14 protein-coding genes and 1 pseudogene are annotated in these 15,142 nt (G+C 39.0%); 1 reads left to right on the forward strand and 14 read right to left on the reverse strand.

What is annotated here, in order from left to right; all coding sequences use genetic code 11:
• Window positions 1-531: 531 nt before the first annotated feature.
• Window positions 532-1,143 carry an acetate uptake transporter gene (locus JMM81_RS04525; RefSeq protein WP_256240344.1) on the reverse strand — a complete coding sequence of 204 codons (612 nt, stop codon included), beginning with the start codon at window positions 1,141-1,143 and terminating at the stop codon, window positions 532-534.
• A 66-nt stretch (window positions 1,144-1,209) separates the two neighbouring features.
• The gene (gene citZ, locus JMM81_RS04530) at window positions 1,210-2,349 is read right to left on the reverse strand and encodes a citrate synthase (protein ID WP_256240345.1); all 1,140 of its coding nucleotides are present in this window, start codon (window positions 2,347-2,349) and stop codon (window positions 1,210-1,212) included.
• Window positions 2,350-2,599: 250 nt separating this feature from the next.
• Here citZ and JMM81_RS04535 point away from each other — a divergent pair, with 250 nt between their 5' ends.
• Window positions 2,600-3,250 carry a LytR/AlgR family response regulator transcription factor gene (locus tag JMM81_RS04535; protein WP_256240346.1) on the forward strand — a complete coding sequence of 217 codons (651 nt, stop codon included), beginning with the start codon at window positions 2,600-2,602 and terminating at the stop codon, window positions 3,248-3,250.
• A 379-nt stretch (window positions 3,251-3,629) separates the two neighbouring features.
• Here JMM81_RS04535 and JMM81_RS04540 read toward each other — a convergent pair whose 3' ends face one another.
• The 12 genes and pseudogenes from JMM81_RS04540 to JMM81_RS04595 all read right to left on the reverse strand — a co-directional run bounded on the left by JMM81_RS04540 (window position 3,630) and on the right by JMM81_RS04595 (window position 15,105).
• Entirely contained in the window at window positions 3,630-5,525 is a 1,896-nt protein-coding gene (locus tag JMM81_RS04540) for a heavy metal translocating P-type ATPase (RefSeq protein ID WP_256240347.1), read from the reverse strand.
• A 634-nt stretch (window positions 5,526-6,159) separates the two neighbouring features.
• Window positions 6,160-6,546 (reverse strand): (2Fe-2S) ferredoxin domain-containing protein, encoded by a 387-nt coding sequence (locus JMM81_RS04545; protein ID WP_256240348.1) that lies wholly within the window; start codon window positions 6,544-6,546, stop codon window positions 6,160-6,162.
• 11 nt (window positions 6,547-6,557) lie between these two features.
• On the reverse strand, window positions 6,558-7,334 hold the full coding sequence (cobA, locus tag JMM81_RS04550; protein ID WP_256240349.1) for a uroporphyrinogen-III C-methyltransferase: 777 nt from the start codon (window positions 7,332-7,334) through the stop codon (window positions 6,558-6,560).
• A 42-nt stretch (window positions 7,335-7,376) separates the two neighbouring features.
• Window positions 7,377-7,641 (reverse strand): annotated as a pseudogene (locus JMM81_RS04555) (nucleotide-binding protein); the annotation flags it as partial.
• Between the two features lie 170 nt (window positions 7,642-7,811).
• Complete coding sequence (locus JMM81_RS04560) at window positions 7,812-8,936, reverse strand: cobalt-precorrin 5A hydrolase (RefSeq protein WP_256240350.1); 1,125 nt, start codon at window positions 8,934-8,936, stop codon at window positions 7,812-7,814.
• Window positions 8,933-9,706, reverse strand: coding sequence for a precorrin-4 C(11)-methyltransferase (gene cobM, locus JMM81_RS04565; protein WP_256240351.1), 774 nt, complete (start codon window positions 9,704-9,706; stop codon window positions 8,933-8,935). The genes JMM81_RS04560 and cobM overlap by 4 nt, the downstream gene beginning before the upstream one ends.
• Window positions 9,706-10,407, reverse strand: a complete 702-nt coding sequence (gene cobI, locus JMM81_RS04570; protein WP_256240352.1) for a precorrin-2 C(20)-methyltransferase — start codon at window positions 10,405-10,407, stop codon at window positions 9,706-9,708. The genes cobM and cobI overlap by 1 nt, the downstream gene beginning before the upstream one ends.
• 1 nt (window position 10,408) lies before the next feature.
• On the reverse strand, window positions 10,409-11,617 hold the full coding sequence (gene cbiE, locus JMM81_RS04575; RefSeq protein ID WP_256240576.1) for a precorrin-6y C5,15-methyltransferase (decarboxylating) subunit CbiE: 1,209 nt from the start codon (window positions 11,615-11,617) through the stop codon (window positions 10,409-10,411).
• Entirely contained in the window at window positions 11,601-12,683 is a 1,083-nt protein-coding gene (locus JMM81_RS04580; protein ID WP_256240577.1) for a cobalt-precorrin-5B (C(1))-methyltransferase, read from the reverse strand. The genes cbiE and JMM81_RS04580 overlap by 17 nt, the downstream gene beginning before the upstream one ends.
• 36 nt (window positions 12,684-12,719) lie before the next feature.
• Window positions 12,720-13,370 carry a precorrin-8X methylmutase gene (locus tag JMM81_RS04585; protein ID WP_256240353.1) on the reverse strand — a complete coding sequence of 217 codons (651 nt, stop codon included), beginning with the start codon at window positions 13,368-13,370 and terminating at the stop codon, window positions 12,720-12,722.
• A gap of 68 nt (window positions 13,371-13,438) precedes the next feature.
• Window positions 13,439-14,200, reverse strand: coding sequence for a precorrin-6A reductase (cobK, locus tag JMM81_RS04590; protein ID WP_256240354.1), 762 nt, complete (start codon window positions 14,198-14,200; stop codon window positions 13,439-13,441).
• Window positions 14,197-15,105: a sirohydrochlorin chelatase gene (locus JMM81_RS04595; RefSeq protein ID WP_256240355.1), complete on the reverse strand. Its 909-nt coding sequence runs from the start codon at window positions 15,103-15,105 to the stop codon at window positions 14,197-14,199. Before JMM81_RS04595 ends, cobK begins: the two co-directional genes overlap by 4 nt.
• Window positions 15,106-15,142 lie beyond the last annotated feature (37 nt).

Genomic DNA, 15,142 nt, shown 5'->3' on the forward strand with positions numbered 1-15,142 from the left:
CATAATGGTTGGGGAAGTAATATCTATCTAATCCAACTTTCACAGATAATAGTTGAAATACCACCAGCCGTCATCCTATTACCTCATTCACCACTGTATCATTTTTTCTATATCATCTATTAATCCCATTACTTTAGAACCATATTTATTTCAAATTTTTTTCCTTCTCCTTTCCTTTCGCAATTCCAAAGGCTGTTATCTTCTTTTACTATCCAATGTTTATCAATTATTGTCACAACCTCTTTACATGCTGAGTATACATTGATATTAACTATTTACTATTATTGTTTATAAACAACGCTGACAATACTATAACCTATCGTATTAAAACATACAAAATACATACATCTGTTCCATTAAGTATTAAGTCTAGCATTCATTTTCTATATATTCAACATTACGATAAACAGTCAGTATTTAAACTGACAGGAGTATTGTTTAAGGGAGAGACAAAATCTAATTTGAAAAGTAATTCAAAAACGCACATTTTAAATATGTGCGCTCTTGAATACGTTTCTTTCATTTTAAAGATCAAGCACTTCTTCCTAAACGTTTTGTTTGTTTTATCTTAAACTGACCAATAGGCAAAATCCCCCTTTCGTATAAAGGATTTAAAATTCCCGCTGCTGATGCGTACCAAGCGGCAAAGGCAGTTGCTAACCCAAAGTATCCGGCAATTGGACCAGAAATGACATTGAATTCAGTTAAATCTAATAATATAAAGGTAATCAATAATAAACCAAAAACGAGATTCAATGCAAGGTTTAAACGAAAAGTCCCAATCCACATATAAAATGTAAATATTGTCCAGGCAACTAAAAACAAACCAAGGGCAATATTCATATCTGAACCAAATGTCAAAACACCTGATAACTCCAGATAAACCATAGAAGACAAAGAAATCCAGAAAGCACCGTAAGATGTGAAGGCTGTTGCACCAAAAGTATTGCCCTTTATAAATTCCCACATTCCTGCCAACAGTTGCGCCAATCCACCGTAGAATAATCCCAGCGTTAGAAATGTATCGGCAACAGAGTCGGGGACAAGATTAGCATTTACACAACTTAAAACAAATGTCGTCAAAGCAAAGGCGGCTAATCCTAATGGTCCAGGATCGGCAATAGATACTTTCTTTTCACTCATATTTTTCCCGCTCCCTTACTATTTTCATATTTTTCGTTCGGATTCCAGTCTTAATGTTTATAATTTCTAGGTGGTTTCATTACCTGAGTCATCACGCTCGTTAATAGGTATATAGGTTTGATGCTTGGACCCCACATACTCTGCTCGAGGACGAATCAAGCGATTATTCTCGTACTGCTCCAGAATATGTGCTATCCAACCCGACACACGGCTGATCGCAAAAATTGGTGTGAAGAGGCTATGTTCGATCCCTAAGCTGTGATAAACGGATGCTGAATAGAAGTCGATATTTGGAAGCAATCCTTTTTCCCTTAGAATCACCTGCTCTATAGCAAGCGACATATCATACCACTTCTCTTCTCCTGTAACACTAGCCAATTGTCCCGACATTTCCCGTAAATGTTTCGCACGCGGGTCCCCATCTTGATATACACGATGGCCAAATCCCATAATTTTTTCTTTTCTCTCAAATGCCTTTTGTAGATATGCTTCAACATGATCGACTTCATTTATTTCATTCAGCATTTTCATCACACGCTCATTTGCACCTCCATGAAGCGGTCCTTTTAACGCTCCAAGTGCGGCCGTTACGCCCGAATACATGTCCGATAATGTGGCAACGCAAACACGAGCGGTAAAGGTCGATGCGTTTAATTCATGATCGGCGTGAAGAACAAGCGCTTTGTTAAAGGCCTTCTCAGAAATTTCATTTGGAATCTCCCCATTTAGCATATATAAAAAGTTGGCTGCAAAACTTAAGTCTCGTTTTGGCATAAGCGTTTTTTTTCCTTCACGAATACGTGAATAAGCAGCTACAATCGAAGTCAATTTTGCCTGTAAGCGAATCGCTTTGCGATCATTAGCTTCTTCGTCCATTTGATCCGTCTCTTCGTCATACATGGAAAGTGTAGATACACAAGTCATTAAAACAGACATTGGATGGGCATTCTCATTAGGAAGTTGTTCTAGTATTCTCGTCAATTCATCAGGAAGGAAAGCGCTTTCGAATAATTCGTTTCGAAATTGGGCTAGTTGCTGAGACGTAGGAAGTTTTTTGAACCAGAGTAGATAAATAACTTCTTCAAAATCCGCATAATGGGCTAAATCATCCACATTGAATCCTCTATACGTTAAAATATCATCAATAATAGAACTGATAGAAGATGTGGTAGCCACTACTCCCTCTAAACCTTTTGTTTTCAGCATAATGATTCCTCTCCTCTACATTTTTAATTTCTGGATTAATCTCGTTTGACACCTCTAATTGTTTAGCAAGTATCTTTCGAGAAACAATTAAGGCTTTACTTTTTTATTATATAACAACGTATTTTCTCTGTCTGATATATAGGACAGAACATTTTATTTATAGATGAAAGGAATTATATGGATATGAATCAAGATTTTAAGTTATAATAATAACGCAGAATATTTAGAAAGGAGTGAAAATTAAATAAAAATGAGTTCTCTTAAAATTCCTAAGTTCATTAAAGATTGGATTCCACCAGAAGCCTCCGTAGCATTTGCAGATAAAGATCAATATTTAGATTACCTTTCCGGTATTCATGATCTTCAAATTCGTCCCGGACAACCGATTCCTTCAGGGAGTATTACAGAGCGTGTTTATCAGCAGAGAGGCCGAGTAGAATCTTTGGTGAATGAGTCGGTATTCGGCATTCCATATTACGGAGTAGGGTATCCAATAGAGGACCAAAATGGCTTTAACGGGGCCTTAACTGTGATTCTCCCACCCACGTATTCATTAAAAAAGCAATCATCCTTTTCTTTCATAACGGGGAAACAGGGGGAAGTTTGGAGTCCAACACCTATTGATCAAATTACCTATATTGAAAGTAATCAAAAGAAAACTTGGTTTTATACGACAGATGGCCAATACAGCACGATTCAAACACTTAAAGCTCTCGAACAACGGTTACCGAGTTCATTTCTCCGGATTCATCGTTCCTATATCGTAAATATCTCGTTTATACAACAATTGTCTCGTGACTTGTCTTCTAATTTAATACTTAGACTAAAAACGCCTGATTCCCCTGAGCTAACCGTTAGTCAAACCTATGTACCAAATGTACGGCGAATCCTCGGGTTTTGATTCATAAACTAAAATTTCTCGAAGTGAGGTAGGAGAACTTCCTACCCCGTTAAGACAAATGTATCATTCTCAAAAATGATTTTCTTCCTATTTTCACAGCCAATTTTGTGTTTTTCTAACATTTTGCTAGTATGATTTTGAACGAACAAAAAAGTCGATTCCTTATCGTACAAGAAAATCGACTTTTTTAAATGGAGGTCTTCTTTATAGAAAGAATGGGAATATTCCATTTGATTGAAATCAAGTTTTATTATTTTTATCTAGGCTAAATGAAGATTACAGACAAAATCATATACCTTTACTCAATTCAATAACCAATAAAAATGAGGCTATGGGGACAGCCCCGTTCTTTAACAAATTTTTTCATTCCTTATCTCGATTAGGCATGAGCAGCTTGTAGCCTTGCTTCAGCTTTTCTAGCTTTATGGTTAAACTTGATTAATCTCATCCCATTTAAGATAACAAGTAATACACTTGCTTCATGGATAAACATGCCAGATGCTAAATGAACCGATCCATTTAATACGCCAAGCAGTAAAACAAATACAATACTAACGGCGAAATAGGTGTTTTGTTTCATATTGCGAATCGTTGCTTTTGAAAGAGAATATGCATGTGAGAATTGCATAAGCTTATCAGCCATTAAGACAATATCAGCTGTTTCCATTGAGACATCTGTCCCACTTTCTCCCATGGCTAAACCAATATCAGCGGTTGCAATCGCAGGTGCATCATTAACTCCATCCCCTGCCATTGCTACGACATGACCTTCTTTTTTTAATTTCTTTACGTATTCTACTTTGTTTTCTGGCAATAGTTCCGCATAGAATTCATCTAACCCTAATTGCTTGGCCACTAATTCAGCCGTATGTTTATTATCACCTGTTAACATAACGATTTTCTTAATCCCATTTTTCCTCATTTGTGCTAGGGCTCTTGGTGCATCTTCACGAACCTGGTCTGCGATTGAAAAAACACCCGATATTACTCCATCTACTGCTGCAAAAATAGCGGTATTCCCTTTTTTTTCGCGACCCACTGCATAATTGGCTATTTCATCAGAGATCTGTATATTTTCATGATTCATTAATTTACGGTTTCCGATGACTAAGATATGCCCCTCCACTTTCGCAGTGATTCCATTTCCTTTTATTACCTTTCCATTTTCGAGTTTACTCGTAAAGTTTAAGTTTCTCTCTTTAGCTTCTTTGACAATGGTTTGACCTAAATGATGCTCTGAAATCGTTTCAGCCTGTGCCACTAATCCTAATAATCTATTCGCATCTAGGTTCTGAAATGTCTTAATATCAGTGACTTCTGGCTTTCCTTTTGTTAAAGTACCCGTTTTATCGAATACGAGCGTGTCCACTTTAGAGAATTTATCCATGACTTCTCCACCTTTAACAAGAACACCATTTCTAGCTCCATTTCCAATTCCCGCAACATTCGATACTGGTGCTCCAATAATTAAAGCACCCGGACAAGCAATGACTAGGAATGTAATCGCAATATGAAGATCTCTTGTTAAGAAAAATACGATGATGGACAGAACAACAACCGCTGGGGTATAGATATTGGAAAACTGATTAAGAAATTTTTCTGTTTTTGATTTAGACTCTTGTGCTTCTTCCACTAATTCAATAATTTTTGCAAACGTTGTATCATCACCGACCTTTTCTGCGACCATTTCAATATAACCATGATCCACAATCGTTCCACTGTAGACTTTATCGTCTGTTTTTTTCGAAGAGGGTACTGATTCACCTGTTACAGCTGCTTCATTTAATGAGGCCTGACCAGATAGGATGCTTCCATCAACCGGAACCTTTCCGCCAGAGCGAATAATCACTATATCTCCTTCTACTACTTCTTCAACTGGAATCGTTATATGATTCCCATCACGAACCACTACGGCTTCTTGTGGGGCCATATCGACTAATTCCTTTAGGGATGAACGCGTTTTTTCTAATGTTCGTGCTTCCAAATAATCCCCAAATAAAAAGAGAAATGTAACAATCGATGATTCAGTAAACTCTTGAATAAAAAGGGCACCAATAACAGCAATCGTCACCAATAACTCAATACTAAACGCTTTCACTCTTAGTGCTTGATAGGCCTTAATCACAATGGGAATACCTGCGATAATGGTTGCGATAATGAGAGCCATGTTTTTGATCTCACCATTTCCCATTAGACCGGATAAAAACCCGATGACGATTAAAATAAATGAAATAGCTGTAATATGATTTTTATGTTTATGAATGGTTGCCATCATTTTATTTGACTCCTTTGTTTTTTACTTTGTCTTTTCTCTATACTCATATGATAAGGTTCTTTCGATCTAAAAGAATTGACCACCATCAAGTTTATATGATTTTTTTTAATAAACTTCCTTTTGCTTATGTTTATCAAATTCGCCCCGCCGAATTTGCGCCCGGATTTTTATCGAGCTCGCTCGATAAATGACCTTTAAAAAATCCGAGGCATCCGCCGGAGGCTTAACTTCATTCAGTCGGGGTTTGAACCCCCACTGAATCAGAGAGCTTTTTGCATTCATCCCCCACTTACAGAAGTGGAGGACTTCTGCTGAATGAAGTTAAAACTACGACTTCTTATCGATTTTAAATAGAGGCTGTGTTACTCCTTATTGTTGAAGAACCGACTTTAGTCTATATCGGCATTCGTTTTATTCCATTGAATAACGTAATGCCCACATATACCAAAGGCACTTAATATATCAACCCTATTGTTTAACAAAGCCTAAATAGAAAAAAAGACTTATAACCTTGTTGCTGTCCAACGCAAACCTGGTTATAAGTCTTTTTTTCTATTGAATGTATGAATTCTGAACTGAAGAAACTTTAGAGGATTATCGTACTAGGTAACTCAGTTTCATACAAATATCTCTTTTATTCATTAATAACAGAATTCTCTTTTTTCTTTGAAATTCCTACAGGAGCAGAAGCAGCTTGATTAGGCATCATTTCTCCGTTAACAAATTCATATATTTTATTCGATTCAAGACTATGTCCTTGAATGTCCTGAACAATTTGACGACCCATCTCAGGTGAATCTACTCGATACCAAGTTCCTTCCGGATAAGCAATGACCACGCATGCATCTTGGCATCTGCCATTACACCGAGTCCGTGTTGTATGAATTTGTTGATCCAATTCTAATCTACTAATTTCATCACGAACGGCAAGTGTCACTTCTTCTCCACCTTTTCTCATACAGCTACTTCCATTGCAGAGTAATAAATGCGATCTTGTACCTTCTAAATTCCAAGTTGTCATACTTGTCCTCCTTAGTTATATTTGAGAGACGCCATTCTATTGTCACTGAACCATTGTATTTTTTCTCTTAGTTTTACCACTTCTCCTACTAGGACAATGGCTGGATTGGAAATATTTTCTTGTTTCACAATGGTTTCGATCGTCGTCAAGTCTCCAGTTACAGTTCGTTGCTGATCTGTTGTTCCCCATTGAATGACCGCAACAGGGGTCGTTTCGCGTTTCCCGAACTTTATCAATTGCCCGCAAATATTCGGTAAGTTTCCAACTCCCATATAAAAAGCAATCGTATCGCTTCCCTTTGCCAGTGCATCCCACTGAATATGGTCCATCGCTCTTTCTTTTCTTCCATGAGCCGTAACAATCGTAAAAGATGCAGCATAATCACGATGTGTAACAGGAATTCCAGCATAAGCAGGCGCTGCAATTCCAGAAGTTACTCCTGGGATGATTTCAAATGGAATCCCGTTTTCTACAAGAATCTCTGCCTCTTCTCCAACTCTCCCAAACACACAAGGATCGCCACCTTTTAATCGGGTAACCATCTTTCCTTCATTTGCTTTCGCAACCAATAATTCATGAATCTCTTCTTGGATAAGTGCATGTTTCCCTGGTGCCTTCCCCACATAGATTAGTTCTACATCACTTTTTGCATAGTTTAACAATTCTTTATTAACCAATCGATCATAGGCAATAACGTCTGCTTTTTGGACACATTCTAATCCACGCACTGTTATTAATTTTGGATCACCAGGTCCTGCACCGACAAGATACACGATTCCTTTATCCACTTGAATCTCTCCCTTTTCCAATCATTCTTTACGTATTCGCTATCCATGAATAATCGAAATATCTGCGCCTTTTTTCCCGTACAAAGATTTCTTTCACCGTATCGTGAGGTAACATCCAACTATCAAGGTTTCGCGAAGGGCGACCTGTAACGGCCGTATGATAGGTTGGGTCAATATAATCAGGCCCACATTTAAATCCTTGAACCGTTAATCCACGCTTCTTTAACGCTGATATTAAACCAATTGTAAAAGTAGTTTTACCAACGCCACTGCCCGTCCCTGCAATCACAATTCTTTTTTCTGACATATTCGAATCTCCTCCTTCCTTCTATAACTCTAGTAATCTTATGATCTCTCGAGTGACCGTGGTTCTTTCCGTTTCCTCTTTTCGGGCATCAGAACCCCCTTTTGGTGATCGAAAAGGGATTCACTTCAGCAACAAACAAACGAGAATCTTCGCTTAACATTCAGCACGATTTAGTAAGGAATAACCGCAACCGATATCGTGACATTACCCGATTTCTTTTTCACAACGACCAATTCTTTTGCCCCACTATATAAAAGAGATGCAGGCTCACTCACACCGTATGCTCCCGTATATTTAAATACCGTTTCTGACGGCTGTTCTAATTCAATCGTATTTAATTCCTCTGGAGTATAGCTCACAAATTCCCAGCCATACTTATTAACAACATCCAATAAGCCTATTTCATCTTTCTTCAAATCAATCGTGCAAAGTGCTTTAACGCTTTTGAGTGAAAAGCGCAGATCTTCCAATGTCTCCTGTATGACAGACTGGATCTCTTCACTCGTCGTCCCTCTGTTACAGCCCATGCCAAGCACAATCACTTTTGGCCGATACACAACACCGTTTCTTAAGATTTCTTGTTCTTCCTCTTCCAACAATCGATGTGTAATCACTAGAGCACCATCGACGTTTGCAGCTAAAGCATCCCCAATTGTTGGATATCGTTTAAGAGATTCTGGTAAAGGGTGGTTATAGTCCCACCAGCCTTTTTCACCTGACTCTTGAACGATACCGACATGTTCCTCATTCACAACCGAGGCACTTACAGGTGTCAGTTTTTCTGCTGAATCCCAGGTCCATCCGAACCGTTTACCAAATAAATCAACCGGAATCGTTTTTTGAACATCGGATGCCGTTGTGATAACAGCTCTTGCCCCAATCATTTCAGCCACTTCTTTTGTTAATTCATTGGCACCGCCTAGATGTCCGGAAAGAACACTGATCACATTTTCCCCTTTATCATCGATCACAACAATGCCTGGGTCCGTCTTTTTATCTTTTAATAACGGAGCCATCATCCGGACTACTGCACCAAGGGAGATAATGAATACAATTCCTTTATACGATTGAAACAAGGCTGGTAACAATAGGCGTACACTACCAGTAAACAGTCTAATATTTCTTTCGCCTTCGTCGCCTTGTTTGAATTTTTCCATATAGTATAAATCGGCATTTTGAAAGGTTTGATGTAACTTTCGTGCAAGCTGTACTCCATGCTTTGTAATCGCCACAATGGCATATGATCCACTTTGCTTGATTGTTACTTCTTTCCCTTCTTCAAGAAAAAGAGTCATTCTCTCACACCTTTTCTAAAACCGTGAGTAAATTCTTTATCATAAAGCTTCGAGCGATAATCTTTATCTCCAATGTTCTCATCAAGAGCCCAGCCCGCTAAAATCATCGCTTGCTTTCTCATTCCATTTACTTTCATTTGTTCATCTAAATGCTCTAAAGTTGTACGCAAGATTTTTTGATCGGGCCACGTTGCCTTATAAACGACAGCAACCGGTGTGTCTTCACTCCAACCAGCATCAAGGAATTCTTTTACAACCTTTTTCGTTAGCGTTGCACTTAAGAACAAAGCAATTGTACAATGGTGTTTTGCTAAATCCTTTAATTTTTCACATTCTGGAACAGGGGTACGACCTTCTGCTCTTGTTAAAATAACCGTCTGGGTCAAATCAGGAATCGTCAATTCAGCACCAACTGCTGCTGCTGAGGCAAAGACAGAGCTGACACCAGGAACAATCTCAACATCGACTCCCTTTTCTTTCAATAAAACCATTTGCTCCATGATCGCTCCGTATACCGCTGGATCGCCTGTATGAACACGAACAACCTTCTTGCCTTCTTTCACTCGATCGACCATCAGATCAACCATTTCCTCTAAATGCATCCCCGCTGTCTTAATCACTTCTGCTCCTTGTTTTGATTGCGAAACCAACTCTTCACTGACGAGCGAATCAGCATACATGACCACATCTGCTTCTTGTAACAAACGCAATCCTCGAACTGTAATTAAATCAGGAGCCCCTGGACCCGCACCAATGATCGTTATCTTCATTATTTTCTCACCACCATTAATGTTAAGTATTCAACATCCGCATTTTTCAATTCTTCTATGTTCCAAACAATCTCTTCTTTTGATGTTACTTTTGTGACAACATTTGCTCTATTCAATAAGTCAAGTTCACCCAGAACCTCAAGCATCATATTCATCACTTTTGCGACTTTAATAAAAATAACGCAGTCGTTTTCAATAATGACCTTTTTCATCTCTTCATAATCATCTCTAGCAGGAACAATCGCAATTTTTTCGTCGCCGTCCGCAAGAGGAATGCCGAGTCTTGAAGCTGCACCGTTAATGGATGAAATGCCAGGAATCGATACAATCGGTACTTCAGGATGACGCTCTTTCATCAAGTTCATTAAGTGAATAAACGTACTATATAAAAGGGGGTCCCCTTCTGTTACAAAGGCAACATCTTTTCCATCCTTTAATCTTTCCCAAATCGCCTCCGTGGCGTTCGACCATTCACGGGCTAATATGGCCTTGTCCTTTGTCATCGGAAAAACTAATGAGAGCATTTCCTTTTCTTGCGGTTCTACATAAACTTCTATAATTTGATGTGCATAGCTTTTGCTGCCCTTTCTTTTCCCTGGGTAGGCAATGACTTCTGATTCTTTTAATATACGAAATGCTTTTACTGTAATGAGTTCAGGATCCCCTGGACCAACCCCTAATCCATATAATGTACCAATCATTTTACGCTTCCTCCTTACGACATGCTGTAATAATATAGACTGGATTCAGTCCTTCAAATCTAGTTAAATTTAATATCGGTTTGCTTCTTGATATTTGTGTGAGTGTAACATTTACTTCAAACTCTCTTTTCTTAAAAAAGGTGACAGCATTTGTTAAATTTTCAATCGTCACCGCATTTAAGACAATTCTTCCATTAGGCTTCAGCCTCCCGCAGCACACATCAAGTATGCTTTCCATCCCTCCAGCAGTGCCACCGATGAACACAGCATCCGGATCTGGAAACTCATCTAAACGATCTGGTGCAATCCCATGCTTGACGGTAATATCCGTTCGAAACTTTGCAATGTTTTGATAGAGGTTTTCAAGGTCATGTTCATTTTTTTCAATAGAATAAACAGCACCTTCACGGGCAATTTTTGCTGCCTCGATGGAAACGGACCCTGTGCATGCCCCTATATCCCAAACAATGCTATCCTTTTGCAAACACATCGCACTTATGCTTAGCACACGCACTTCTTTTTTCGTAATCAATCCTTTATCAGGCTTACGTTGGAAAAACTCTTGGTCTTCAATTCCCACTGTCCATTGTGGACCTTCTGCAGTCTTTTTAAGAATCACAACATTCAATGGTGAAAACTCTTTATCAATCATTTCATCCAGCTCATACCAGCCGTATTTTTCCTGCTCACCGCCTACGTTTTCAGCGACAAATGCTCTATACTCGTTCATCCCAAAGGATTGTAAGTAGCGGGCAATCTTTGCAGGTGTATTTTCCTCATCTGTTAACAAAGCAACCTTTTGCTTTCCATCGATCCGCTGAGCCAATCCCAAAATACTTCTCCCATGCAAGCTAGTCAAATAGACATCTTGCCAGCTTTCTCTCATTCTTGCAAAGGCTAATTGAATTGAACTGAAATAAGGATAAATCTCTAACTCTACTTTTGACGATAAGTATCCGCCTATTCCATAAAAAAGAGGATCACCTGAAGCGAGAATAACTACTTTTTTCGTCTCCACTTCCAAACGATCGACTAACGATTTTAAGCCACCCTTAATGACGACCTTTTCTCCTTCATAATCAGGGAAGAACGACAGCTGTCGTTCTCCTCCGATTAGAACCTCACTATCAACAATCCAGTTTTCGTAGATTGGCAGAAGACTTTCTTTTCCTTCATCGCCAATTCCAATCATTTTAATGTTGCTTTTCATCATTTACACTCGCCTTTCCTAACAACTTGCCTTTCAGAGTGTACAAGCTTACATCTATCGTAAGACCACCCTTTACTTCCTTTACACTTTCCTGACAACAAAGTTGGCACAGCCTTTCAAAAAAGGAGTAGTAGCCATTCTCCGTCATCATTTCTCCAACCTGTGTTGCGGTATTAGCATGGCGAATCTCTTCAAGAAACCCATCATCAACTCCAATAAATTCGGCAACCTCAACGAGAAATTGAAAGTCTACAGAAGAACCTTTCGAATGAACCATCATGTCACCTTTTGCGAGTTTTGAAAGTTTCCCCATCATTCCTACAATGGAAACTCGTTTCACACCAAGACGCTTACACTCTTTTAACGTAAATCCGATAAAGTCTCCCATTTCGATGAAGGCTTCTTCTAGAAGCTCTGTATATTGAGCCATTCCATATTTTTCGCTTCTTCCACCTGTTGTAATCACAACATGATCACAGCCAGATGCACGGGCGACCTGTATCCCATAAACAATCGATGCTTTATAAGCAGCAGTTGAAAAAGGAACGACAATCCCTCTTGTCCCTAGAATGGAAATACCTCCTATAATTCCAAGCCTTCCATTCATTGTCTTCTTTGCAATCTCTTCCCCTTTAGGTACAGAAATGACAATATTTACGCCTTTATCAATGTCAAATTCATTTAATACTTCGATCGCCGTTTCACGAATCATTTTTCGTGGTACTGGATTGATCGCGGCTTGCCCGACCTCAATCGGTAATCCAGGTTTTGTTACCCTTCCAACACCAACACCGCCATCTATGAAAATATCGGGCTTGTCTCTCCAGCTTACCGTTGCCATGATTGCCGCACCATGTGTAGCATCAGGATCATCTCCACCATCTTTAATGGTACTCGTCGTTACAGAGTCACTATAAATGTCACAGCTTTCAATTGTAAAAGAAACATATCTTCCAACAGGCAAGAAAATCGTTGCTTCTGTTTGAACTTCTTTCGTAATCAATGCCGTTAACGCTGCTTTTGTAGCGGCTGTTGCATTTGCTCCTGTTGTATAGCCAGAACGCATTTTCTTTAATTCTTCAGGAGTTGGAGTTGGGAGCAATTACAACACCTTCTCTGCCATAATCGCAATCGCATTGATTGCAGCAACCGTTACCGTGCTTCCGCCTTTACGGCCAATATTTGTAATAAATGGAATATCTAATTTAGCTAATTCTTCTTTCGATTCTGCCGCTGAAACAAACCCCACAGGAAGACCAATAACAAGATCTGGCTTTGCTTCACCTTCTTTAATTAGACGAATGAGCTCGAGCAAAGCGGTAGGTGCGTTACCGATCGCATAAATACCTCCATCCACTTCTTTAAGTGCCTTTCTTATCGAAATGATCGCTCTTGTTGTATCAAGGCGTTTTGCTTCTTCAGCAACATCCTGGTCTGATATATAAACCTTCGCTTCGCTGCCAAACTTTCCAAGTCTGTTCTTGTTGACACCACTTTGAATCATTTTCACATCAGATATAATCTTTTTGCCGTTAAGAAGCGCTTCAATTCCAGCTTGAATGGCATCTCGATGGAACAACATACTTTTGCCTAATTCAAAGTCTGCTGATGCATGAATGATTCGTTGTACAACTGGATATTGTTCATCCGTAAACGAATGTTCACCGATTTCTGAATCAATGATTTCAAAGCTTTTTCCTTCAATCATTTGGGGCTGAATTGTAATTGGTTTAAAACCTGTTTTGAAATCCATTTCCTATTCCTCCTATTGATTAACTCATATTTATTTCAACCCTTTAAATAGTAAAGAGTCAAAGCGGTTCATACGATTTCGTTTAAATGCTCGATCACATCTGAAAACTGTGAATACGTTGTTTCATAATCAATGTTCGGACGCTTAATGACAATCGTTTCAATTCCTAGTTCTCTTGCCGCTTGAAGCTTTTCATCGACTGAACCCACTTTTCCGCTTTCCTTTGTAATCATAAGCGTGACACCGTATTGTTTGTAGAGTGCTTGATCAAACTCTTTTGTAAAAGGACCTTGAATCGCGATAATATCTTTTTGCGGAAACGTTAGACTTTCACATTTTTCCATATTATCCTTCCGCGGCAGCATTCGGGCGAGCACCCTTGTATTCGGAAGTCCCAATAGTTTGCTAGTGAAAATTTGTAAAGTTTTGCTGCCAGTGGTTAACAGGATGACTCCCTTTCTTTCCGCGGCTAGTTCTGCTGCTTCCTCGTAGCTTGAAACAATCGTAACCCGTTCCTCTGTAAACGTCTGTGATTCGCGTTCATAGCGAATATAAGGAATATTCGCTTGCTGCGCTGCTTGAATCGCGTTCTTACTAGCTTCTTCTGCAAAAGGATGTGATGCATCAACAACCGCTTTTATATCGTATTGATCGATAAAACGAATAAACTGCCTTTCTGTAAGTCTTCCAACATGAACAGCCAATCCTTGTTTTTTCAATTCGATAGAGGCATTTTCAGTTACAACTGTTGTTAAAACTCCATAGCCTGATCGTTTGATTTCAAGTGCTAACGCTCTAGCGTCACTTGTTCCTGCTACGCATAAAATCATGCTTTTTTTTCCTCTTTTATTAACATTTCTTCATGATGATCATGATCGTGATGATGATGATGGTGATCATGGTCATGATCGTGATGATGATGGTGATCGATATGTTCCATCGCATCGATACGATATTGACAAGTGTCACAATTCATTTTGACTTCACCTTGCAGCGCCTCTTCAATTCGATCCTTTATAATCGTTTGCAAGTTTGGATGAAAACCAAAATAGTTTGCGAGCTGAAACTCTTGTTCAGGATAGTCTCTTTGAAAATCGGCGATCATCCCTTCAAGACGTTTGATTAAAATACCTGTAAAAAGAAAGTAAGGCAGGATAATCACTTTTCTTGCCCCTAGCTTTATACAACGTTCAACCCCTTCTGTTACAAGCGGATCGGTAACCCCCATAAAACTCGGTTCTACGAATTTATAATGAAGTTTTTCCCATAATAAACGAGAGATTTTATACAAATCACTATTCGCATCAGCATCACTTCCACCACGGCCCAACAGAATGACGGCGGTATCTTCCCCAGGTTCTTGAATGTTTTCACCCATCTCTTCTAATCTGCTTTTACAAATGTCTATCGCTTCTTCATGTATGCCAATCGGTCTTCCATATGTGAACCCAACATGTGGATACATTTCTTTTACTTCATCAATAGCAGCAGGAATATGAATTTTCGAATGCCCTGCCTGTAAAAGCATAATCGGAATCACGACCACATGATTTGCTCCTCTGCGAACACAGTGATTGATGCCTTGTTTAACCGTTGGTGATTCGAATTCAAGAAAACACGTTTCAATAATCAGAGAAGGGTCCAATTGTGGCTTTAGTGTTTCAATAAACTGTCTTACTTGCGCATTTCCTTCTGGATCACGGCTCCCATGGCCAACTAATAAAATCGCATCCATCTTTCTACCCCCATATTTTTAATTTTTTTATTAAAGG

Origin of the sequence: Bacillus sp. V3B (assembly GCF_024494465.1) — a bacterium.
Taxonomy (GTDB): domain Bacteria; phylum Bacillota; class Bacilli; order Bacillales; family Cytobacillaceae; genus Bacillus_BD.